The 21,931-nt window shown below is 62.9% G+C and carries 16 protein-coding genes and 1 pseudogene; 8 read left to right on the plus strand and 9 right to left on the minus strand.

Going from position 1 to position 21,931, the window contains the following annotated elements:
• Positions 1–50: 50 nt before the first annotated feature.
• The 3 genes and pseudogenes from NHL60_RS01635 to NHL60_RS01645 all read left to right on the plus strand — a co-directional run.
• A pseudogene (locus NHL60_RS01635) lies at positions 51–1,160 on the plus strand (DUF6094 domain-containing protein); the annotation flags it as partial.
• Between the two features lie 150 nt (positions 1,161–1,310).
• On the plus strand, positions 1,311–1,553 hold the full coding sequence (locus NHL60_RS01640) for a plasmid related protein (RefSeq protein ID WP_204248990.1): 243 nt from the start codon (positions 1,311–1,313) through the stop codon (positions 1,551–1,553).
• A 129-nt stretch (positions 1,554–1,682) separates the two neighbouring features.
• A complete protein-coding gene (locus tag NHL60_RS01645; RefSeq protein ID WP_367399351.1) occupies positions 1,683–3,911 on the plus strand; it encodes an SNF2-related protein in 2,229 nt (742 codons plus the stop codon).
• Between the two features lie 198 nt (positions 3,912–4,109).
• On the opposite strand, the gene rhtB is transcribed toward NHL60_RS01645, so the two are convergent.
• The 6 genes from rhtB to phnD form a co-directional block, all read right to left on the minus strand.
• Entirely contained in the window at positions 4,110–4,733 is a 624-nt protein-coding gene (rhtB, locus tag NHL60_RS01650; RefSeq protein WP_133484227.1) for a homoserine/homoserine lactone efflux protein, read from the minus strand.
• A gap of 569 nt (positions 4,734–5,302) precedes the next feature.
• Positions 5,303–6,103 carry an inositol monophosphatase family protein gene (locus NHL60_RS01655; protein WP_133484212.1) on the minus strand — a complete coding sequence of 267 codons (801 nt, stop codon included), beginning with the start codon at positions 6,101–6,103 and terminating at the stop codon, positions 5,303–5,305.
• Positions 6,104–6,246: 143 nt separating this feature from the next.
• Positions 6,247–7,062: a phosphonate ABC transporter, permease protein PhnE gene (gene phnE / locus NHL60_RS01660; protein WP_253448111.1), complete on the minus strand. Its 816-nt coding sequence runs from the start codon at positions 7,060–7,062 to the stop codon at positions 6,247–6,249.
• 9 nt (positions 7,063–7,071) lie between these two features.
• A complete protein-coding gene (phnE, locus tag NHL60_RS01665; RefSeq protein ID WP_133484210.1) occupies positions 7,072–7,881 on the minus strand; it encodes a phosphonate ABC transporter, permease protein PhnE in 810 nt (269 codons plus the stop codon).
• Entirely contained in the window at positions 7,878–8,717 is an 840-nt protein-coding gene (gene phnC / locus NHL60_RS01670; RefSeq protein WP_253448114.1) for a phosphonate ABC transporter ATP-binding protein, read from the minus strand. The genes phnE (NHL60_RS01665) and phnC overlap by 4 nt, the downstream gene beginning before the upstream one ends.
• A gap of 86 nt (positions 8,718–8,803) precedes the next feature.
• The gene (phnD, locus tag NHL60_RS01675) at positions 8,804–9,763 is read right to left on the minus strand and encodes a phosphate/phosphite/phosphonate ABC transporter substrate-binding protein (protein WP_133484208.1); all 960 of its coding nucleotides are present in this window, start codon (positions 9,761–9,763) and stop codon (positions 8,804–8,806) included.
• A 742-nt stretch (positions 9,764–10,505) separates the two neighbouring features.
• Here phnD and mobH point away from each other — a divergent pair.
• From mobH to NHL60_RS01695, 4 genes are all read left to right on the plus strand, one after another.
• The gene (gene mobH, locus NHL60_RS01680) at positions 10,506–12,287 is read left to right on the plus strand and encodes a MobH family relaxase (RefSeq protein ID WP_253448117.1); all 1,782 of its coding nucleotides are present in this window, start codon (positions 10,506–10,508) and stop codon (positions 12,285–12,287) included.
• Positions 12,284–13,225, plus strand: coding sequence for a site-specific integrase (locus NHL60_RS01685; RefSeq protein WP_253448120.1), 942 nt, complete (start codon positions 12,284–12,286; stop codon positions 13,223–13,225). The genes mobH and NHL60_RS01685 overlap by 4 nt, the downstream gene beginning before the upstream one ends.
• Positions 13,226–13,774: 549 nt before the next feature.
• The gene (thpD, locus tag NHL60_RS01690; RefSeq protein ID WP_253448124.1) at positions 13,775–14,773 is read left to right on the plus strand and encodes an ectoine hydroxylase; all 999 of its coding nucleotides are present in this window, start codon (positions 13,775–13,777) and stop codon (positions 14,771–14,773) included.
• A 105-nt stretch (positions 14,774–14,878) separates the two neighbouring features.
• Positions 14,879–15,544 carry a fumarylacetoacetate hydrolase family protein gene (locus NHL60_RS01695; protein ID WP_253448126.1) on the plus strand — a complete coding sequence of 222 codons (666 nt, stop codon included), beginning with the start codon at positions 14,879–14,881 and terminating at the stop codon, positions 15,542–15,544.
• A 68-nt stretch (positions 15,545–15,612) separates the two neighbouring features.
• On the opposite strand, the gene speA is transcribed toward NHL60_RS01695, so the two are convergent.
• The 3 genes from speA to NHL60_RS01710 form a co-directional block, all read right to left on the minus strand.
• Entirely contained in the window at positions 15,613–17,535 is a 1,923-nt protein-coding gene (speA, locus tag NHL60_RS01700) for a biosynthetic arginine decarboxylase (RefSeq protein WP_253448128.1), read from the minus strand.
• Complete coding sequence (locus NHL60_RS01705) at positions 17,532–18,491, minus strand: homoserine kinase (RefSeq protein WP_253448131.1); 960 nt, start codon at positions 18,489–18,491, stop codon at positions 17,532–17,534. The genes speA and NHL60_RS01705 overlap by 4 nt, the downstream gene beginning before the upstream one ends.
• Positions 18,492–18,605: 114 nt before the next feature.
• A complete protein-coding gene (locus NHL60_RS01710; protein WP_253448134.1) occupies positions 18,606–18,890 on the minus strand; it encodes a DUF2782 domain-containing protein in 285 nt (94 codons plus the stop codon).
• Positions 18,891–19,060: 170 nt separating this feature from the next.
• Between NHL60_RS01710 and polA the strand changes: the two genes are divergently transcribed.
• Positions 19,061–21,826 carry a DNA polymerase I gene (polA, locus tag NHL60_RS01715; protein ID WP_253448137.1) on the plus strand — a complete coding sequence of 922 codons (2,766 nt, stop codon included), beginning with the start codon at positions 19,061–19,063 and terminating at the stop codon, positions 21,824–21,826.
• Positions 21,827–21,931: the final 105 nt, after the last annotated feature.

Consider the following 21,931-nt stretch of genomic DNA (forward strand, 5'->3'; position numbering starts at 1 on the left):
TGCGGCCGTTCTGGCCGCGCCTACCACACCCAACCGACAGGAGGTGTCGCATGGCACTGATGTTTCAGCGCATCGCGCGCAACTTCGCCAGGAATGGCTACTTCCCCACGGATAAGGCGTCGCTTGAGCGGGTGCTTCAGGCGCTCCGCCCAGCCAGCACCGGCCGGATGCGGGTGCTCGACCCCTGTGCGGGGGAGGGCGCTGCCATCGCCGAGCTTGCCCACCACCTGGGGCGCGAACGCGTTCAGGCCTGCGCCGTGGAGTATCACGCCGAGCGGGCCGCCTCGATGCATGGCCTGGTGGATAGAGGCCTACAGGGCGACCTGATGGACACGGTGATCTCACCGCGCAGCGTGGGCTGCCTGTGGCTCAACCCGCCCTATGGCGACCTGCTGGCCGACCACGCCGGCTACGAGAGCTATCAGGGCAAGGGGCGCAGGCGCCTCGAGAAGCTGTTCTACCAGCGCACCGTTGGCACCCTGCAGTACGGGGGTGTGATGGTGCTTATCGTTCCCGACTACGCCCTGGACAAGGAGCTGACCGGCTGGCTGGTCAACCACTTCACCGAGCTGAGGGTCTTCCGCGCCGCCGTGGATGACTTCCAGCAGGTGGTGATCCTGGGCCGCCGGGTGCGACGCCGTGAGGCGCAGCGCAGCCAGGAGGCCAAGGCGATGCGCGCCCAGCTGCTGCGCGTGGGAAGCAAGGAGGTCATACCCGAGGTGATCCCGGAGGTGTGGCCCTTTGAACCCTACGTGGTACCGGCGGCTCAGGGCGAGCTGCGCCACTTCTACCGCGTGTCGCTCGATGCCGAGCAGCTGGCCGATGAGGTCGGGAAGCTGCAGGGGCTCTGGCCCGGGGTGGGCAGCGTGTTCGGGAAGACCGGCCTGTCGCCGCGTCCCCCGGTGCGTCGGCTCTCCTCCTGGCATCTGGCCCTGTCGCTGGCGGCCGGGGCGATCTCCGGCGTGGTCACCGCGCCCAACGGGCGCTGCCTGGTGGTCAAGGGCAACACCCACAAGGATAAGGTCGCCAAGACCGAGTTCACCGAGCGGGAGGATGGCTCCATCACCGAGACCCGCGTGCTCACCGACCGCTTTGTGCCGGTGATCCGCGCCTGGGAGATGACGCCTGACTCGCCTCGCTGTGGGCAGCTGCTGACCATTACCTCGACGCCGGCGGCCAATGATGGCGAGCCGGAAGAGGGTGATCAGATGGCAGACGCCGAGGCAGGCGATGCGCCTGCGCCGCTCAACCGGGTCGCCGAACGTGCCGCGAGGCCGGATCCACGCCGCTTCGAGGTGGGGCGAGTGGTGATGACCCGGGCCGTCAACGAGTTGGTGGAGCAGGGCGAGGTCTCGCCCATGGCGCTGCTCCGACGACACGTCACCGGCGACTGGGGTGACGTGCCTGAGGAGGACCGCCAGAGCAACGAGCAGGCCCTGGTTCACGGTGATAGGCTGCTCTCGTCCTACCGGATCGGTGAGTCGCTCACGGTCTGGATCATCACCGAGGCGGACCGCAGCGCCACCACGCTGTTGCTGCCAGACGACTACTGACCGGCGCCCCGGGCGCCATTCCCCACGGCGGGCCTTTCCAACCCGCCAGGGGAGGGGAGTGTCCGCCGTTTTCTTGTGAACAAGGAGACGGACATGAACGACATCACTCAGCTGCCGGCGCCGGCCGGCATGGCGCAGTCTGGCGAGGTCTTCGGGCCTCAGGTGGACCTCAACGCCTTCGTGGAGGAATTTGGCGATGGCCTTTTGGCCTCGCTCAACCGCTCCCATCCCCCAGTCTATGACGGTGAGGCCAACTCTCGTCGCCAGGCCGTGATGGCGTCCCTCAAGCGGGCGCCTTTCCCCGAGCAGGCTGAGGTGGTCCAGGCTATCTCGGCGCTGCTGCTCGACCGGCACGAGCCGGCGGGCATCATCAACGCCGAGATGGGCACCGGCAAGACCATGATGGCCATCGCCACCGCGGCGGTCTGTCACGGCGAAGGCTATCGGCGTTTCCTGGTGATCGCACCGCCCCACCTGGTCTACAAGTGGCGGCGGGAGATCCTGGAGACCGTCGATCAGGCCAGGGTCTGGGTGCTGAACGGCCCGGATACCCTGGTCAAGCTGCTCAAGCTCCGTGAGGCCCTGGGCCAGCCGTCCGATGGGCGGCCGGAGTTCTTTATCCTGGGGCGTGTGCGCATGCGCATGGGCTTCCACTGGCGACCCGTTGCCGCGCGCAAGCGCGTGCCGGGCGGCGAGCTGGCGGCCTGCCCCCAGTGCGGTGGCACGGTGGTCGACTGCGACAACGAGGTGGTATCGCTGTCGCAGTTTCTCCGTGAGGAGCGGCGCCACAAGTGCCGGCACTGTCACAGCCCTCTCTGGACGCTGATGCGGCCGCAGCGGGCGACGGGCAGCCTGCAGCGCGACCTGGTGCTCAAGGCGCTGCGCAAGCTGCCCACCATCGGCAAGGTCTCCTCGGAGCGCCTGGTGCAGCAGTTTGGCGAGGAGTTCCTGGCCACGCTGCTGGGCGACAACATCCACGAGTTCATCAACCTCATGGATGAGAACGGCGAGCTGGTGTTCTCCGACCGGCAGGCGGCCCGCATGGAGCGCGCCATGGCCACGATGGAGTTCGGCTTCGGTGAAGGCGGCTATCAGCCGAGCGAGTTCATCAAGCGGCAGCTGCCGGATCACACCTTCGATCTGCTGATCGTGGACGAGGGCCATGAGTACAAGAACGCCGGGTCGGCCCAGGGCCAGGCCATGGGCGTGCTGGCAGCCAAGGCGCGCAAGTCGCTGCTGCTGACCGGCACCCTGATGGGCGGCTATGCCGACGACCTGTTCCACCTGCTGTTCCGCATCCTCACGCCGAAGATGCTCGAAGACGGCTATCGCCCCAACGGGCGCGGATCGATGGGGCCTGCGGCCATGTCGTTCCTGCGTGACCACGGGGTGTTGAAGGACATCTACACCGAGCGCGATGGCGATTCGCACAAGACAGCGCGAGGCAAGAAGCTGTCGGTGCGGACCGTCAAGGCCCCGGGCTTCGGCCCCAAGGGGATCATGCGCTACGTGCTGCCCTTCACCGTCTTCCTCAAGCTCAAGGACATCGGTGGCAACGTGTTGCCGCCCTACGATGAAGACTTCATCGAGGTGCCGATGGACGACGAGCAGGCCTTTGCCTACCGGCGGCTCGAGGGTCAACTGACCGCCGAGCTCAGACAGGCGCTGGCACGCAAGGACACCACCCTGCTGGGCGTGGTGCTCAATGCGCTGCTGGCCTGGCCGGACTGCTGCTTCCGACCGGAGACGGTCAAGCATCCGCGTTCGGGCAGCCTGCTGGCGTTCGTGAAGAGCCTATACGGCGAGCAGCAGCCGATGCCCAAGGAGCGGGAACTGGTGGCGATCTGCCGGCGAGAGAAGGCGGAGGGTCGCAAGGTGCTGGTCTACACGACATACACCGGCAAGCGTGATACCAGCAGTCGACTCAAGGCGGTGCTCACCCAGGCCGGCTTCAAGGTCGCGGTGCTGCGCTCGAGCGTGGAGACCCAGCGACGCGAGGACTGGATTGCCGATCAGGTCGACCGCGATGTCGACGTGCTGATCACCAATCCGGACCTGGTGAAGACCGGCCTCGACCTGCTGGACTTCCCCACCATCGTCTTCATGCAGACGGGCTGGAACGTCTACACCCTGCAGCAGGCCGCTCGCCGCTCCTGGCGGATCGGCCAGCGGCAGCCAGTGAAGGTGCTCTACCTCGGCTATGCCGGATCGTCACAGATCGCCTGCCTGTCGCTGATGGCCAAGAAGATTGCCGTGGCCCAAAGCACGTCGGGAGACGTGCCCGAGTCGGGCCTGGATGCCCTCAACACGGATGGAGACTCCGTGGAGATGGTCCTGGCCAGACAACTTGTTGCATGACCTTAGCCCTCCTTCCGCACGGAAGGAGGGCTGATTGGGAGGGATCAGAATATTCTTATCCCAAGCTTGAAAGGTGTGTTATCTCCGCACTTGTAGTCTGAAGAGAGCTGTTGATATTCAGCTTAGGGGCTCGTAATGATTTAATTTTGGCAGCAAGCAGAATGGCGCTACTCTCCTTTGTATGCTGATCTCATGGAGTCAAGTCTTTTTGTAGGCTGCAAGCATAATGGCTGCGATTATAAAAAAAGAACCAAATGCGCGATTCATAAGTTTTATTCTTGATGTGGAGTTGACAAATCGCTTGAGCTGGCTAGCCAGTGCTGCATAGCAGAACATGACGATAATATCTACAGTGAGGAGCGTTCCGCCCATTAGAAAGAGCTGGGGTATATAAGATGACGTGCTGCTGTTGGATAGGAACTGGGGGAAAAGAGCGACCAGAAATACCGTGGCTTTAGGGTTGGTTAGGTTGACGAACGCAGATTGCCAGAACTGCTTCTTCTTTGTGTTCTCGCCATTATCGATGTTGCCCAAGGAGCCAGGTAATCTCCACTTCTGAACGCCTAACCAAACTAGATATGCAACTCCCATCCACTTGATAAGTGAGAAAATTGTGGTGGAAGATGCTAAGATTGCCCCAATCCCAATAGCAACTGCTAGAATCTGTATGCCATACCCAAGTTGCAAGCCCAAGATGGTTGGGAAGGCGGACTTAACACCATTATTAATTCCGCTGTTCATCGTGTTGATAGCTCCTGCCCCTGGAGATATGCTCACCAAAAACGAAGCCATTAGGAAAGTAAGCCAAACGCCAAGACTCATTACTCCCACCCTTATAATAAAAATTCTTAAATTTTCCACTAGGATAATCTGGAGGGTGTGATTATATCAGGATTCTTGTTACAGTTTTTGGTCAGTGTTGCTGGTATCATCTATCCGTATGCATTCAGCTCGGAGATTATTGCGAGAATGGTACTGTGTCAGTTTGGCTTGCTGCCCCTCTAACTTGATCTGGGAAGGTTATGAAAATCTCTCCATCACCTTGGTGAGAATCTCTCCCAATACCACTCTTTACATATAGTGATTATGTGAGGATGGGGTCGTGCTTTCCATAAGATCAGCGAGATACCCCCAGTGCGTCTTTGGATGGCCAAAGTGGCTTTCGCGAGGCTGGAAGTATCGAGCATTAATGGGTTCATGTGGTCAGGTGAAACCTATGTGCCAGTGGGAAGTCGGGATTTTGCTTAAAGTGACGATCACTTTGGATACGGCTTAGAAGGACGGTTTGCATGGTAAAATAAAGAGCCTGTCGACCATCTGCACTAACCCCATCATCTGTCCATATCCGATAAACTCAGGATTTGTTGATGACACGCCTTGCCCCCTCCCTTTCACTTGACCAGTACGCTTAAAAGCTTATCATGTTGCTCTGGCTTAGCTATGAGCAAGCTGTTCCACTCAGCGGGATTGGGGTTGCAAGAAAGGTCGGTGACCTTGCATCCTGCTTCTCGTGCAATGACGATTCCTGCTGCAATGTCCCATAGATCCAGTCGCGCGCCCTGAGACCAAAAAGCGTCAAACCGGCCGAGGCCAGTATATGCAATCTCGAGTGCAGCAGAGCCTGGGCTGCGAATCCCGGCCACGCGGGGCATCAGAGCGGAGAGTTGTCGCTGGCTTGTCGCGCAGTCGCCCTTGTCGTGATAAGGGAAGCAGGTGCCGACCAGCATCTCAGTGAGAGGGCGTGCTGGTAAAACGGGCATTCGCTGTGACCCCTGATAAGCCCCTTGGCCACGGATGGCCCAGAGCATCTCGTCCAGTAGCGGTTGATAGACCACACCGTGGGTCAGGACCTTGCCCTGGCGCACTGCAATAGAGACCGAGAAGTGAGGCACACGGTGCAGGAAGTTGTTGGTGCCGTCGAGTGGGTCGATGATTACAGTGAGGTCGCTGTCGCTGGCCGGAGTGGCGCCGGTTTCTTCGCCGAGAAAGCCCACATCGGGGTGGGCACGTCGGATGGTTTCAATGATGGCGTGTTCAGCCGCCTGGTCGTAGTGGGTCACGAAATCCGAGGCGCCCTTGCACTCAAAGTCGATGACTCCGACGTCATGGTAACCTTCGTGGAGGAGTTTACCGGCCGCCCGGGCAGCCTGCTGCAGGGTGTCGATCAGGATAGTGGTGGTCGATTTGGTCATGTTAGGGCTCCTGGAGGGGCGCGCACTACGTGCTTCGCGTAAGAACCACCCTGAGGGTGTGGTGTTGCAGGTCTATGACGCCCGGGGTGGAGCGTCGCAAGTAAGGCAGCGGGTGGCGACGCCAACCGCTGCACTTCCGCTCATCATATGATGGCGTGACGCACTCGGGCGGAGATCCACTCCGAGGCCAGCACGGTGGCGAAGATCATCACGAAGATCACGCTGACCTGGTTCCAGGCCAGGCTGTTGATGGCGGCGTTGAGCTGCAGTCCGATGCCACCGGCGCCCACCAGCCCCAGCACCGTGGACTCGCGGATATTGATGTCCCAGCGGTAGACGCTGATGCCGGCGAAGGCGGGCATCACCTGGGGCAGTACGCCGTAGCTCATCACCTGCAGGCGGCCGGCACCGGTGGCGCTGATCGCCTCCACCGGCGTGGGGTGGATCTCCTCGATGGCCTCATAGAGCAGCTTGCCGACGAAGCCGATGGAGCGCAGGGCGATGGCGATGATGCCGGCCAGCACTCCGGGGCCCAGGATGGTGACCAGCAGCATGGCCCAGATCAGCGAGTTGATGGAGCGGGACGAGACGATGACTACCAGGGCGGCGCTGCGCACCAGCGGATGGGGCGTGGTGTTGCGGGCGGCCAGGAAGGCCACCGGAAAGGCCATGGCGATGCCCAGCAGGGTGCCCAGGGTGGCGATGTTGAGGGTGTCCCACATGGGCTGCCAGAGCCGGTGGGCGATCTCCCACCGGGGTGGCAGCATGCGGCTGATGAGATCGCTGCCCTGGCGGCCGGCGTCCTCCACGAAGACCCACATGGTGTTGTCGGAGATCAGCTTCCAGCAGAGCAGGAAGAGGCAGGCGCCGGCCAGCCAGGCCAGATAGCCCAGCCACTGGGCGCGGGTGGTGCGCAGGCGCCAGGTAGGCGTGCCCTGCGGCGTCGTCGAAACGGGCATGGGGGTGTCCTATTGGGTCCAGCGGCGGATATGGCTCGAGCTGTATTCGCAGAGCAGCACGATGGCGATGATGATCAGCAGGATCGCCGCCGCGGTGTCGTACTCGTAGCGGCTGATGGAGGTGTTCAGGGTGGCGCCGATGCCGCCGGCCCCGACGATGCCGATCACCGCCGACTCCCGGAAGTTGATGTCGAGGCGATACATGGAGAGGCCGATCAGCCGCGGCATCACCTGGGGCTGCACGGCGTGGTTCATTGTCTGCCACCAGCTCGCCCCGGTGGCACGAACCGCCTCCACCTGGCGCCAGTCCAGGTCCTCGATGTCCTCGGCCAGCAGCTTGGCCATGAAGCCGATGGTGGCGAAGGCCAGAGTGATCATGCCGGCCAGGGGGCCGAAGCCGAACATCACCACGAAGAGGATGGCGATGATGATCTCCTGGAAGGTGCGCGACACCGTAATGATGCCCCGGCACAGGTAGTAGATCGGCCAGGGCGCGATGTTGCGCGCCGCCCCCAGGCCCACCGGAACGGCCAGGGCCACGCCGATCACCGTGGAGGTGAGCGTCATGGTGAGGCTTTCCAGGATGCCATCGAGGATGTCGCCGCGGCGGCTGACGAAGTCCGGCTGGGTGAAGGCGGCCAGGAAGTTCAGCCCGCGGCTGGCGCCCTCGGCGACCCGTGCCCAGTTGACGTCGATGGTGGAGAGGGCCAGCACCAGATAGACGGCCAGGCCCGCCGCCAGCCCCCAGCGCAGCCGGGGGGTCTCGATCAGCGGCAGGCGCCGCCAGCGGCCCGCCTGGGCCAGGGCCTGACGGCTCATCGGGCACCTCCGGTGGCCAATGTGAGCGGGGTGGCGGGCGCCGGGGCTGCGCTCGCGGCGGCGCTGGGTGCCTCCTCTTCCTGGACGCGGGTGTCCCACTCTTCCTCGCCATAGATGGTGGTGAGCGTCTCGGCGTCGAGCTCGCCGGGCTTGCCGTCGAAGACGATCTCGCCGGCGCGCAGTCCGACGATGCGGTCGGCGAACTGCTGGGCCAGGGCCACATCGTGGATATTGATGATGGCGGCCAGCTCCCGCTCGGCGCACAGCTCGCGGATCAGGCGCATGATCTGCCGGGAGGTCTTGGGGTCGAGGCTCGCGGTGGGCTCGTCCACCAGCAGCAGCCGGGGGCGCTGGATCAGTGCCCGGGCGATGCCCACCCGCTGGCGCTGGCCGCCGGAGAGCGCGTCGGCTCGCTTGTCCATGGCGTGGGGCAGACCCACCCGCTCCAGCAGTCGAAAGGCCTCGGCGATGTCGTCGGCGGGGTAGCGGCGCAGGAAGCTGCGCCAGAAGCCCACGTAGCCGAGCCGCCCGGAGAGCACGTTCTCCATCACCGTGAGGCGATCTACCAGGGCGTACTCCTGGAAGATCATCGCCATGGCGCGGCGCGCCCGGCGCAGGGCATTTCCGGAAAGCCGGGTCAGCTCGGTCTCCTCCAGGCGGATGCTGCCGCTGGTGGGTTCCACCAGGCGATTGACGCAGCGGATCAGGGTGCTCTTGCCGGCCCCGGAGGGGCCGATCAGCGCCATGACCTGGCCCCGCGGCAGGGTCAGGTCGATATCGGTCAGGGCGCGATCCCCGGTGGGATAGCGCTTGGTGACCTGGGAAAGCGTCAGCATGGTCAGTCTCCCTTCACGCACACGGGCCCGGAGAGCGAGGCCCTCCTGGCCCGTGCCTGGTCATGGTCGGTGGTATGAGGTGGAGGTCAGTCGCAGTCGTAGGTGACGCCGTTGGCTTCGGCGATGGTGCGGATTATCTCCCAGCGCTCAGCGTAATCGATGGGAATGAACTGGCTCTCACCATTGTTGGAAAACTCCGCCTGCAGTTGCGTGCCTTCCCAGTCGAAGCTAAAGAACGCTTCCTGGACCTTCTTCTGGAGATCAGGGTGCAAGTTATGAGTAGTGCCGTAGGGGGTCGTGGGGAATGTGGCGGAGGTGTAAATCACCTCGTAGTCATCTTCGCTGATTACTTCTCTTGCCTTCATCCTTGTGATAACAGAGTTGGCAATTGCTGCAGCCTCGTAATCTTTGTGAATTACGCCTAGAATTGAGTTTTCATGTGTGCCAGCGAAAGGGGTTTCAAAATCCACTCCAGCTTCCAGGCCGAACTCTGACTTTATAATTGCTGAGGGGGCTCTGTAACCAGAGTTTGACGTCTGAGAAGTAAAGGCGAGCTCTCTTCCGGCCAGGTCTGCTACAGAATTGATACCGCTTCCCGGGTAGGTGATGATTTCCATTTCGTAGCCGAAGCTGCCGTCCTCTCCTGCCATCATGGCGAAAGGACGGAACCCTCCACAGTTAACCGCCATAGGTACGCCGCCGGTATTAAATCCTGCTACATGAACTCGCCCGGCTCGCAGCGCCTCCTGTTGAGCAGCGTTTGACTGAACGGGGAAAAAACGAACGTCTTTCCCAGTCACTTGGCCTAGATGATCGAGAAAATCAGACCAAACATCGGCATAGACAGCAGGATCTTCGACAGGAGTGTAGGCGAAAACCAGAGTGTCAGGATCTATCCATTGGGTCTCATCTGAAGGGATATCAGCAATCATGTCGCCATCTGCATCAGAAAAACGATCAGAAAGATCGGCACTGGCTTGAAAAGAAAGCACAGAAAATATTCCAGCAAGAGCAGTGGCTGCTGTCTTTTGATATATGCTAGACATAAAGGCCTCGGTCTATAGTTGAAAAGTGATTCTTGGTTGAGGTCAGTATGCTTGCATGCTGTAGGTTGCATTTCCGTTGCATTGTTAATAAGGTTTTCTTTCACTAATTTTGCAGCATTATAAAGTCCTGGTTTGTTTGATGGGTGGAAAAAGGCGGGAAGTGAAAGATCCGGAAAAACCAAGCCTTTTCCGAAACTGTGTTGGTCAGGCTTCGGTATCCTGGGCTACACAGGAAACTGGCTCCCTCGGCCATTGATGAATGGGCCTCGCGGTGAGGTGGTGGTGCTCAAATTGAATACTCAAGGCCCCTGAAGATCGCTGTGATTCAGAACACGTCGCGAGATATCTCAGAGTCTGGACAGGATGCCCTCAATACGGACGGAGACTCCGTGGAGATGGCTCTGGCAAGGCAGCTGGTTAGCTGACCGTTACCCAGCGTACGCCCCCTCTCGGAGGGGGCATTCTTTTCAGTCTGGCAAGATTTTATCTTGCAATTGCGACTTTGGTCGTAAGTCATGTCTTCTTTGAAAATAAGAGTTTTCTTAGAAAAATATGAGAATGTTCTCAGTGTAATATTTTGCATGTTAAGTAAATTTGTTCGCGCTTGGGTTGCATTCCATAGCTATTGCACTAGGGCAAGGAGCGCTCAAGGGTAAACCTCTCACATCGCATTTAACGTTTCTGCTGGTGCCCGTCAGGGTCCACCGTTGTGATGCACGGACTGCATCCAGAGGAGCGAACATTGCGGATTCTCAACATTCTACGTGGCCGCCGCAGCGCGACCGACAGCGACAACGTCCAGGATGACGCCGGCTGGGAAAGCCCGCGTACCGGCGCGGAGCTTCTAGCTACGCCCTATCGACAGCAGCTGCTCAGGGCGATCCAGGAAAGCACCTCGCTGACAGCGCCGGTGTTCGAGGCCTACGTCAAGGAGCCGCTGCAACGATACGCTGAGCGTGTCCAACTGCTGCCGGCTTCGGAATCCCACCATCACAGCTATCCGGGCGGGATGCTGGATCACGGCCTCGAGACCTGCGTGTTCGGTCTCCGGCTCCGACGACAGCACCTGCTCCCGCCGAAAGAGTCCCCGGAACGGCAGTCCTCTACCGGGGAGCTGTGGAGCGTGGCGGTCATCTATGCCTGCTTGCTGCACGATATCGCCAAGGTCATCGTCGACGTCGATATACACCTGAAATCCGGCCGAAGGTGGTGCCTGTGGGAGGGCATCATTCCCGACCAGTATCGCGTTCGCTATATCAAGGGGCGAGACTACTTCCTTCACGCTGCGGCCAACCCCCTCTTGTGCAAGGAGGTGATGGGCAATGCCGGCCTCGAGTGGCTGAAAAGCCAGCCGGAGCTGTTTGGACTGGTGATGTACGCCATCAGTGGGCACGCGGAGCGCTCCGGGGTGATAGGGGAAATCGTCAGCCAGGCCGACAGGGCCAGCGTCGCCAAGTCGCTGGGTGGCAAGGTCTCGAATATCGACAAGGCGCCCAGGGAATCTCTACAGAGCAAGCTCAAAGGTGCTATTCGCCACATCGTCACAGAAAAGATCCGCCTGAATGAAAAAGGGGCTCAGGGGTTTGTCACCTCCGAGGCGCTGTGGCTGGTGACGCCGCTGGTACCCCGAGAGATCAAGAGCTACCTGCTTTCCCATGGTATCGAGGGCGTGCCATCCAATGAGTCTCGCCTCTATGACGAAATGCAGTCCCATGGCCTGATCATGGAGAACTCGGAGGGTCGATCGGTCTGGAAGTGCAGCGTCGAGGTGGGAGAGTGGCGGACCGAACTCTTCATGCTCAAGGTTCACAAGTCCCTCGTGTGGAGCGGCGAAGAAGCGCCAGAGGTTTTTTCGGGAAGCGTGGAGGTCTTGGGCGCTGACCAAGGTGGCGATAGAGGTGAGCAAGATAGTAAAGAGGTTGCCAGGTCGGCTCCTGAGGTGAGGCATTCGACTGTGGAAGCCGCCGGTGAGGTGAAGGATTCAATTAGTGACAAAAAATCCCAAGAGGACCTGGAGGCTTCCATCATCAACATCGCTATGGGTGGTGCTGAAAAGGCATCGGAAAGTCAGGCCGTCCAGCAGGATAATCGGACTGAAGAGAGTCCAGATAGCCTGCCGGATCATGTGTCGGACAAGCAGCATGAGCCCGGTGGAGCGTTTTTAGCCTGGCTGCGAGACGGGCTGAAGACCCACAAGATATTGATGAACGACTCCAAGGCCCTGGTGCATGCCGTGGATGGCATGCTGCTGGTGGTCAGTCCCAAGGTATTCAAGCGCTATTGTCAGGAGGTGAAAGGAGAAGAGAGAAGCTGGAAACAGGTTCAGGATTCATTCCAGAAGCTGAAGCTGAACAAGAAAAACAAGGATGGTGGAAGTTTTCACAAGGTAAAGGTGGTCGGTCCAAACAAGAAGTCGAGCACGCTTTCTGGGTATCTTGTGGGTAAGGATGACCTGATACAGCGGGGAGGGGAGGTGTTGGATAACCCCTTCATTGAACTGATTGATGGGAAGGAAGAAGAATGAAAACATTTACCTTTGACGACTTGCTTCAATCCTATTTTTCTGAGCGGTGGCTGACTGAAAGGAGCCGTATTTCCTACAGCGTGCCGGTGAAGCTGTTTCGGCGATTCGCGGGGCAGGATAAACTGCCTGAAGAAGTGACTCGTGACGATGTCAGAGAGTGGAGAGAGTTCTGCTTCTCCGAGGAGGGGCGAAACCTGGCACATTCAAGCTGGAACAACTACTGCAGGCATAACCGGATCCTCTTCAAGCATGCGATTGACCATGCGCTGATCGATATCTCCTTCAACCCCTTCGCCAAGATGGAGGTTAGCTCTCCCAAAAAACGCAAAAAGACGCTGAGCAAGCGGCAGGTCGAGATGGCACGCGAGGCCATCAGCCTGTATAAAAGGATAGAGGTTCACCAAGGAAAGCCCTCCATGCTGCATCCCGTCTGGTTCTGGGAAGCCGTGTTCGAAACGTTCTACCATACCGGTATTCGACTGACTCAACTGCTGCTGATGAAGCCCGAAGATGTCAACCTAAAGAGCCGCGTTCTCACCGCCGCCTGGCAGGGCGCAAAGAATAACCGGGAGCACTTTGTTCCCATCTCCAATGCCCTCTATCCGCATTTGGAAAACCTGCTGAATTCTGCCAGAGCGGTGGGTATCCAACGGGGCGAGCAGCTTTTCAACGTGAACCGATTCAGCGTTCGCCACCGAATGGAGACGATGGACTCCTGGCAGGTAGAGGGCTTCTACCAGAAGCTGTCCAAGATCTGTGGCTACCAGATGAGCCCGCACCGATTCCGTCATACCCTGGGCACTGAGTTGATGAAGGAGCCAGACCGCAACCTGCACATCGTCAAGGCGCTGCTTGGCCATAGCAACATCAGCACGACGCTCGAGTATGTCGAGGTCGATATCGGCAGCCTGCGCAGCGCCATCGAGGGGCGCCTCTAAACTCGGGCGCCCTCTGGCAATTCCAGTCACGACGCAGGCGGTGCCGGGCTGACTCATCAGCCCGGCACCGCTTTTTGCTTCCCTCGAGAGCCGCTCCGCGCCCACCTGCCTTAGACGATCGTCTGAATTAGTCCGCCCTGATGCAGGTTGACAGCTGGGGCCTCGTCCTCTTCAATAGCTACTCGATGATGCCGTGTGATGCTGGTGGTAACTCCTGATCCCTCAGGCTGTCCCTATACGCATTTCACGAGGCCTTGTGCTAGGCGTAATGCACTGATTTTTCTACTATTTTTGGTGGTGTGACTTGTAATCAGTAGGTCCCGGGTTCGACTCCTGGTGCCGGCACCATTGCAAACAGTATGATACAGCGATATTTCAGCCGCCCTCGAGGCGGTTTTTTGTGCTTGCCGGACGGCAGTCGGCGAGCCTTGAAAAGTGCCAGGCCCATCCCGATATGACTTTCGCGGCTCCTTGCCAGGGGTCGCCCGCGGCTGTCTCGCCGTCGGAATGCTTGCTGAAACTGATCACGGACACACAGGAGGTGATTGGATGTCAGTCAAGACGTCTGACCGTATGCTGCATGAAACCGTTTCCCATCAGGCCGTTGTCGACTCGCCCGACCCGCAGAGTCGGGTCAGGAGCGCCCCGCGCCCCGGCCAGGACCCTTACCCCACGCGCCTTGCCGAACCTCTCGACATGCCCTGGCTCAACCGCCGCGAAGAGGTGGTGAAGGGGCGCGCCGAGGAGGGCCCCCTGAGCCAGGCGCAGCTCGACGAGTTCGATCGTAAGGGCTTTCTCTTCGAGCCGAACTTTATCAGCGGCGAGGAGCTCGACGAGCTGCGCCGGGAGCTTGCCGCGCTGCTGGAGCGCGATGACTTCCGGGGGCGCGACTTCGCCATCACCGAGCCTTCCGGCAACGAGATCCGCTCGCTCTTCGCGGTGCACTTCCTCTCCGAGCGGCTCGGCCGGCTGGCTCGGGACGCGCGCCTGGTGGGGCGTGCCCGTCAGATCCTCGGCGGCGAGCCCTATGTGCACCAGTCGCGCATCAACTACAAGCCCGGCTTCGAGGGCAAGGGCTTCAACTGGCACTCCGACTTCGAGACCTGGCACGCCGAGGACGGCATGCCCGCCATGCATGCGGTGAGCGCCTCCATCGTGCTCACCGACAACCACCACTTCAACGGCCCCCTGATGCTGATTCCCGGTTCCCACCGGGTCTTCGTGCCCTGCCTGGGCGAGACACCGGATGGCAACCATCGCCAGTCGCTGAAGCAGCAGGAGCTCGGCGTGCCGAGCCGAGAGGCGCTCACTGCCCTGGTGGAGCGCCACGGTATCGAGGCGCCCACCGGGGCCGCCGGCGGCCTGCTGCTGTTCGACTGCAACGTGCTGCACGGCTCCAATGCCAATATGTCCCCGGACCCGCGCAGCAACGTCTTCTTCGTCTACAACCGGCGTGACAACCGCTGCGTGGCGCCCTTCGCGGCGCGTCGGCGCCGCCCGGAGTTCCTGGCCCATGAGCCTGACGAGGCCTGGGCGCCGGCGGGCTGAGGCAATCTGCCCGGCCGCCGGAGGTGGTACGGGGCGCATGGTGCGGTAGACTGTGTGGCTTGTCGCCGAGATGCGGCACGCAAAACGAGAAGGAGAAGACCCGCCATGCGCTTTGTTCCACGTTTTACCGATGGCCAGGAGTTTCCCCACGCGCTCGGCAAGATCGTCTGCGTCGGCCGCAACTATGCCGATCATGCCAGGGAGCTCGACAATCCGGTGCCCAGCGAGCCGCTGCTGTTCATCAAGCCGGCCACCTGCGCCGTCCCGCTGGAGGAGCCCATCGACGCCCCCTTCACCCGGGGCGAGGTGCACTACGAGACCGAGCTGGCGCTGCTGATCGGCGAGGAGCTCTCCCATGCCACCGCGGACGAGGCCGAGCGCGCCATCGTCGGCATCGGCCTGGGGCTGGACCTGACCCTGCGCGACCTGCAGACCCGCCTCAAGGAGAAGGGGCACCCCTGGGAGACCTCCAAGGCCTTCGACGGTGCCTGTCCGCTGTCGGTCTTCCTGGCGCTCTCCCAGGTGCCCAACTGGAGCGCGCTGGCCTTCACCCTGGAGATCGACGGTGAGCCGCATCAGCGCGGCGAGGGCGCCGACATGCTCTTCTCCGTGCCGACCCTGGTGGCGGAGATGAGCCGCCACTTCACCCTGCAGCCGGGCGACGTGGTGCTGACCGGCACGCCGGCGGGCGTGGGGCCGTTGCCCCGCGGTGCCCAGCTGCACTTCACCCTGACCGGCGGACTCGAGGTCACCACCCGCGTGGTGGAGTAGCGCGCAGGCTCCGAATGCTAGACGCCCCGCTCGATGCGGGGCGTCTTGCGTTCAGGATGCCGGGCAGGCTACTCCAGGTAGGTGTAGCCGGAGAGCCCCTCCGAAAGGTCGTCGAGGAAGCGCTGCTGTTCGGCCTCCTCCAGGCCGCTGGCGGCCAGCTGCTCGGCCAGGTTGTTGCGCAGCACCTCGGCGTCGAAGTTGACGTAGCTGAGCACGTCGGCCACCCGGTCGCCCTGCTGGATATGGCTGAAGGTCCAGTTGCCCTGCTCGTCGAGCATTGCATCCACCGAGTCGGTGTCACCGAAGAGGTTGTGCAGGTCGCCGAGGATCTCCTGGTAGGCGCCCACCAGGAAAAAGCCCAGCAGCTGCTCGTCGCCCTCCTGCCACTCCGGCAGCGGGAGGGTGGTCTCCACCCCCTGGCCGTCCACGTAGCCGTCGATGCGCCCGTCGCTGTCGCAGGTGATGTCCTGGATCACCCCGCGGCGTACCGGCTCCTGGTCGAGGCCGGTCAGGGGCAGCACCGGGAAGATCTGCTGGATGCCCCAGACGTCGGGTACCGACTGGAACAGCGAGAAGTTGACGAACAGCTTGTCGGCGAGCTTCTCGGCCAGCTCGTCATCGATCTCCCGATGGACCCGGTTGCGGGTGTCCAGGCGCGCGCGCAGCCGAGCGCAGGCGGCGAAGTAGACCGCCTCGCCCTCGGCTCGGGCGGTGATGTTGGTGAGTCCCATCACGAAGCGCTCATGGAGGTCGCCCATGGCCTGCACCAGGTCGTGCCACGCCTCCACCAGGCCGCGCTGGTCGGGGGAGTTGCCCAGCAGCTCGTGGACACGCCACAGCTCGTCCACCTGGGGGTCGCCCTCGACCCGCCGCTCAGGGGCGGCGTCGCTGACTCGCTCCTCGCCGATCACGTTGGTGATCAACACCGCATGGTGGGCGGTCAGGGCCCGGCCGGACTCGCTGATCAGGTGGGGCTCCGGCAGGTCCTGCTCCCGACAGGCCAGGCGGAAGGCGTAGACCACGTTGCGGGCATACTCGAGCATGGAGTAGTTGGCCGAACAGAAGCTGCGCGAACGGGTGCCCTCGTAGTCGACCCCCAGGCCGCCGCCCACGTCCACGGTATCCACCGGCGCCCCCAGCTCCACCAGGCTCTGGTAGAAGCGGGCGCACTCGCGCAGGCCGCGCTGGATATCGCGAATATTGGCGATCTGGGAGCCCAGGTGAAAGTGCACCAGCTGCAGGCTGCCCAGGGCGTCGGCCTCGCGCAGCTGCTCCACCACGGCCAGGATCTGGCTGGCGGTGAGGCCGAACTTGGACTTCTCGCCGCCGGTGTTCTGCCAGCGCCCGCGGCCCACGCTGGCCAGGCGGGCGCGCAGGCCGATGCGCGGCTTGACGCCGAGCTCGGCGGCCTCCTCGAGGATCAGCGGCAGCTCCGAGAGCTTCTCCACCACCAGGTAGACCCGGTGGCCGAGCTTCTCGCCCATCAGCGCCAGGCGCACGTACTCGCGGTCCTTGTAGCCGTTGCAGACGATCAGCGAGGGGCCGTCGCCGGAGAGCGCCAGCACGGCGAGCAGCTCCGGCTTGCTGCCGGCCTCCAGGCCCACCCGGTCGCGGCCGCGCTCGGGGGTGGCCAGGATCTCCTCCACCACGCGGCGCTGCTGGTTGACCTTGATGGGGTAGACCGCCGTATAGCCGCCGCCGAACTCCTCTTCCGCCATGGCGGTGTCGAAGGCGGCGCAGAGCTGCTCGACCCGGTCGTGGAGAATGTCGATGAAGCGCACCAGCACCGGCAGGCGCAGGCCGGCACGCTTGAGGTCGGCCACCAGGTCGTCCAGCGGCAGGGCGGGGCCCTCGATCTCGCTGCCCAGGGGGCGCACCAGGGCGTGCCCGGAGTCGTCCACGTCGTAGTAGCCGCTGCCCCACTGGTCGATGTTCCAGATGCGCCGCGCGCGCTTGGCGGGACTGCCGGCACTGGCCATGGAGAGACTCATGCATTCACCTCCGGAAGGGGTAGGGCGCCGTGTTCGAGGCGTGCCCTGAGAATGGTGCGGAACTGCTCGGGATCATGGGGCGTGAGGTCGTGGGCCGGCGGGTCCACGTAGACCACCAGAAGCCGCGAGAGCCAGTAGCGCAGGGCGGTCATGCGCAGCATCATCGGCCATACCTGGCGCTCGGCGTCGGTCAGGGGGCGGCGCGCCTGGTAGGCGGTGAGGATGGCGTCGTGGCGCTCGGCGTTCAGGCGGCCGTCGGGTTCGGTGGCCCAGTCGTTGATGACGATGGCCAGGTCGAACAGCAGATCACCGGTGCAGCCGTTGTAGAAGTCGATGATACCGCCGAGCCGGTCACCCTCGTAGAGGGTGTTGTCGCGGAAGAGGTCGCCGTGCAGGGTGCCCTGGGGCAGCTCGAGGCTGCCGCCGAAGACCTCCTGGTAGATCTCCACCTCGTCCTTCATCAGGGTCTGGTCCTGCGGTGAGAGGTAGACCAGCACCTTGTGGTGCATCGGCAGCAGCCAGTTGATATCCCGGGGGTTGGGGCGGTGTCCGGGGAAGTGCTTCGAGACCTTGTGCATATGGCCCAGGGCGTCGCCCAGGGCGCGACACTGGGCCAGGTTGGGATCCCTGGGGTGCCGGCCCGGCAGGCGCGGGAAGAGCAGCGCCGGCTTGCCCGCCAGGCGGTGCAGCGCCACGCCTTCACGGTCGTGCAGCGGCCCGGGCACCGGCAGGCGGTGCTCCTCGAGGTAGTCGAGCAGGTCGACGAAGAAGGGCAGCTCGCCGAACTCGCCCTGCTCGAACAGCGTCAGCACCAGGGCGCGCTGGTCGGTGGTGACGAAGAAGGTGCTGTTCTCGGTGCCGGCGGGCACCCCTTCCAGGGAGACCAGCGAGCCAGCGTCGAAGCGTGCCAGAAAGTCCGCGACCTGGGTCTCGGTAAGCGGTGTGAATACGGCCATGTGTCTCTCACCCGGGAATGCCAAGCCGCCTATTGTAGCGACTTGACAGTGCGATGCACGCGTCCGGATTCGGGGCAGGGCGATTGATGAGGATCGAGGGCCCGGGGTGCTGGCTCAGAAGGTCCGCAGGATCCACTGGGGCACGGCGATACGGTCGCCTTCCTGGCGCTCGAAGTTGCCGTCGCCGTCGTGGTCGACCAGGTAGTAGGCGGGGCCACGGGAGGGGCGGATCTCGATGGCATAGAGCTCGCCGTTGATGCGGTACTCGCGGATGGTGCGATCCTCCTCCTGGCGGATGGTGATATCCGGTTCCAGGTCGGCGGAGGACTGGGCCAGGGCGGGGCCAGTGGCGACCAGGGCAAGCCCCAGCAGCAGGGCGGTCAGGGTGCGGCGTGGCATGATGGCCTCCAGGCTGCCTATGGCAGGGTCGATGGGGATATCCGCAGTGTAAGGCGGCGGGCCGCTCCTTGCCCACTGCCGCGGCAAAACCCGTCGGCAATGCGTATCATGGATGACCAGAATCACGCTTCCCCGCACCTTCCGGGTGCCCAGACCCAATGGATGCCCCCATGGCCGATACTCCCATCGTACTCGTCGACGGTTCCTCCTATCTCTACCGCGCCTTCCATGCCCTCCCGCCGCTGACCACCTCCAAGGGCCAGCCTACCGGGGCCATCAAGGGTGTGCTCAACATGCTCAAGCGGCTGATCAAGGACTATCCGGACAGCCCCATGGCGGTGGTCTTCGACGCGCCGGGCAAGACCTTCCGCGACGAGCTTTTCGAGGAGTACAAGTCCCACCGGCCCCCCATGCCCGACGACCTGCGCTCCCAGGTGGCGCCGCTGCACGCCTGCGTGAAGGCGCTGGGCCTGCCGCTGCTCTGCATCGAGGGGGTGGAGGCCGACGACGTCATCGGCACCCTGGCCCGCCAGGCCACCGAGGCGGGGCGTGACGCCGTGATCTCCACCGGCGACAAGGACATGGCCCAGCTGGTCAACGAGCACATCACCCTAGTCAACACCATGAAGGACGAGACCCTGGACGTCGAGGGCGTGAAGGGGAAGTTCGGGCTGCCGCCCGAGCTGATCATCGACTTCCTGGCGCTGATGGGCGACAAGGTGGATAACATTCCCGGTGTGCCCGGCGTCGGGGAGAAGACGGCGCTTGGCCTGCTGCAGGGCATGGGGGGCGGCCTCGAGGCGATCTACGCCGATCTGGAGCGGGTCAAGACGCTGGAGTTCCGCGGTGCCAAGACGCTGCCGAAGAAGCTCGAGGCGCATCGCGACCAGGCGTTTCTCTCGTATCGGCTGGCCACCATCAAGACCGACTGCGAGCTGCCGGTGGGCCTCGACGACCTCGATATCGCTCACCCGGATCGCGAGGCGCTCCTCGAGCTCTACCGCGAGTTCGAGTTCAAGGCCTGGCTTGCCGAACTCCTGGAGGGCAGGGACGAAGGGGTGGATGACGTGGCCGGGGGCAGTGCGGCCACGGAGGCCGTCGAGGAGGCACCAGGCGCCGGCAGCCCTCCCCGCGAGGACCAGGTGATCCTCGACCAGGAGGCGCTGGATGCCTGGCTCGAACGCCTTCAGGCGGCCGAGGCCTTCTGCTTCGATCTGGAGACCACCAGCCTCGACTACATGGAGGCCCGGATCGTCGGCGTGGGGCTTTCCCTCGAGCCGGGGGAGGCGGCCTATATCCCGCTCGCCCACGACTACCTGGACGCTCCCGATCAGCTCGACCGCGACACCGTGCTGGCTGCCCTCAAGCCGCTGCTGGAGGATGCCGACAAGACCAAGATCGGCCAGAACCTCAAGTACGACATCTCGGTGCTGGCGAGCCACGGCATCGCGGTGGCCGGCCCCCTGGAGGACACCATGCTGGAGTCCTATGTGCTGGACTCCACCGCCACCCGCCACGACATGGACTCCCTGGCGCTCAAGTACCTGGGCGAGAAGACCGTCTCCTTCGAGGAGATCGCCGGCAAGGGGGCCAAGCGGCTCACCTTCAACCAGATCGCACTCGAGCAGGCGGCCCCCTACGCCTGTGAGGACGTCGACATCACCCTGCGCCTGCACGGCGAGCTGCGCCCGCGGTTGGCCAAGGAGGGGCGCCTGGTCGAGGTGCTGGAAGAGATCGAGCTGCCCCTGGTGCCGGTGCTGTCGCGCATGGAGCGCACCGGCGTGGCCCTGGACCCGGCTCGCCTCCACGACCAGAGCCGGGAGCTGGAGGTAAGGATCGGCGAGCTGGAGGCCCGCGCCCATGAGCTTGCCGGGCGCGAGTTCAACCTGGGCTCCCCCAAGCAGCTCGGCCAGATCCTCTTCGAGGAGCAGGGCATTCCGGTGCTCAAGAAGACCCCCAAGGGGGCCCCCTCCACCGCGGAGGCCGTGCTCGAGGAGCTGGCGCTGGACTACCCCCTGCCCAAGGTGATCATGGAGCACCGGGGGCTCGCCAAGCTCAAGTCCACCTACACCGACAAGCTGCCGCGGCTGGTCAACAAGGCCACCGGCAGGCTGCACACCAGCTACCACCAGGCGGTCACCGCCACAGGACGCCTCTCCTCCTCCGATCCCAACCTGCAGAACATCCCGATCCGCACCGAGGAGGGGCGCAAGATCCGCCAGGCCTTTATTGCCCGGCCGGGCTACCGCATCGTCGCCGCCGACTACTCCCAGATCGAGCTGCGCATCATGGCGCACCTCTCCGAGGACAGGGGGCTGCTCGACGCCTTCGCCGAGAGACAGGACATCCACGCCGCTACCGCGGCGGAGGTGTTCGGCGTGCCCCTGGAGAAGGTGTCCCCTGACCAGCGGCGCAGCGCCAAGGCGATCAACTTCGGGCTGATCTACGGCATGAGCGCCTGGGGCCTGGGCCGCCAGCTGCATATCGAGCGCAACCAGGCCCAGACCTGGATCGAGCGCTACTTCGACCGCTACCCCGGGGTGGCCCGCTACATGGAGCGCATCCGCGCCCAGGCCGCCGAGGATGGCTTCGTCGAGACGGTGTTCGGACGGCGTCTCTACCTGCCGGAGATCCACTCCCAGAACCGCGCCCGCCGCCAGGGAGCCGAGCGCACGGCGATCAACGCCCCCATGCAGGGCACCGCGGCGGACATCATCAAGCGGGCCATGATCGACGTCGACGCCTGGCTGCAGGCCGGCGAGATGGACGCCTGGATGGTGATGCAGGTCCACGACGAACTGGTCTTCGAGGTGGCGGAAGCCCAGGTGGAGGCCTTCATCGAGCAGGTGAAGGAGCGCATGCAGGGCGCCGCCGAGCTCAGCGTGCCGCTGATCGTCGAGGCGGAGAGTGGGGCGAACTGGGACGAGGCCCACTGACTCTCCCTCATAACACAAATCTCTCCTTTTCCTATCTACTGAGTGGAATCCATAGTAAGAACGCCACCGTCCTGTCTACTGGCTGAAAGCCGAAACAGGAACGCC

Origin of the sequence: Halomonas sp. Y3 (genome assembly GCF_024137965.1) — a bacterium.
GTDB classification, from domain to species: Bacteria; Pseudomonadota; Gammaproteobacteria; order Pseudomonadales; family Halomonadaceae; genus Halomonas; species Halomonas mongoliensis.

What these genes read in the sequence shown, in the direction of transcription:
- NHL60_RS01640 (WP_204248990.1), top strand. Translation starts at nt 1,311, where the DNA reads ATGACCCGGGCCGTCAACGAGTTGGTGGAGCAGGGCGAGGTCTCGCCC.
- NHL60_RS01645 (WP_367399351.1), top strand. Translation starts at nt 1,683, where the DNA reads ATGGCGCAGTCTGGCGAGGTCTTCGGGCCTCAGGTGGACCTCAACGCC.
- rhtB (WP_133484227.1), bottom strand. Translation starts at nt 4,733, where the DNA reads ATGAGTCTTGGCGTTTGGCTTACTTTCCTAATGGCTTCGTTTTTGGTG.
- NHL60_RS01655 (WP_133484212.1), bottom strand. Translation starts at nt 6,103, where the DNA reads ATGACCAAATCGACCACCACTATCCTGATCGACACCCTGCAGCAGGCT.
- phnE (WP_253448111.1), bottom strand. Translation starts at nt 7,062, where the DNA reads ATGCCCGTTTCGACGACGCCGCAGGGCACGCCTACCTGGCGCCTGCGC.
- phnE (WP_133484210.1), bottom strand. Translation starts at nt 7,881, where the DNA reads ATGAGCCGTCAGGCCCTGGCCCAGGCGGGCCGCTGGCGGCGCCTGCCG.
- phnC (WP_253448114.1), bottom strand. Translation starts at nt 8,717, where the DNA reads ATGCTGACGCTTTCCCAGGTCACCAAGCGCTATCCCACCGGGGATCGC.
- phnD (WP_133484208.1), bottom strand. Translation starts at nt 9,763, where the DNA reads ATGTCTAGCATATATCAAAAGACAGCAGCCACTGCTCTTGCTGGAATA.
- NHL60_RS01685 (WP_253448120.1), top strand. Translation starts at nt 12,284, where the DNA reads ATGAAAACATTTACCTTTGACGACTTGCTTCAATCCTATTTTTCTGAG.
- thpD (WP_253448124.1), top strand. Translation starts at nt 13,775, where the DNA reads ATGTCAGTCAAGACGTCTGACCGTATGCTGCATGAAACCGTTTCCCAT.
- NHL60_RS01695 (WP_253448126.1), top strand. Translation starts at nt 14,879, where the DNA reads ATGCGCTTTGTTCCACGTTTTACCGATGGCCAGGAGTTTCCCCACGCG.
- speA (WP_253448128.1), bottom strand. Translation starts at nt 17,535, where the DNA reads ATGAGTCTCTCCATGGCCAGTGCCGGCAGTCCCGCCAAGCGCGCGCGG.
- NHL60_RS01705 (WP_253448131.1), bottom strand. Translation starts at nt 18,491, where the DNA reads ATGGCCGTATTCACACCGCTTACCGAGACCCAGGTCGCGGACTTTCTG.
- NHL60_RS01710 (WP_253448134.1), bottom strand. Translation starts at nt 18,890, where the DNA reads ATGCCACGCCGCACCCTGACCGCCCTGCTGCTGGGGCTTGCCCTGGTC.
- polA (WP_253448137.1), top strand. Translation starts at nt 19,061, where the DNA reads ATGGCCGATACTCCCATCGTACTCGTCGACGGTTCCTCCTATCTCTAC.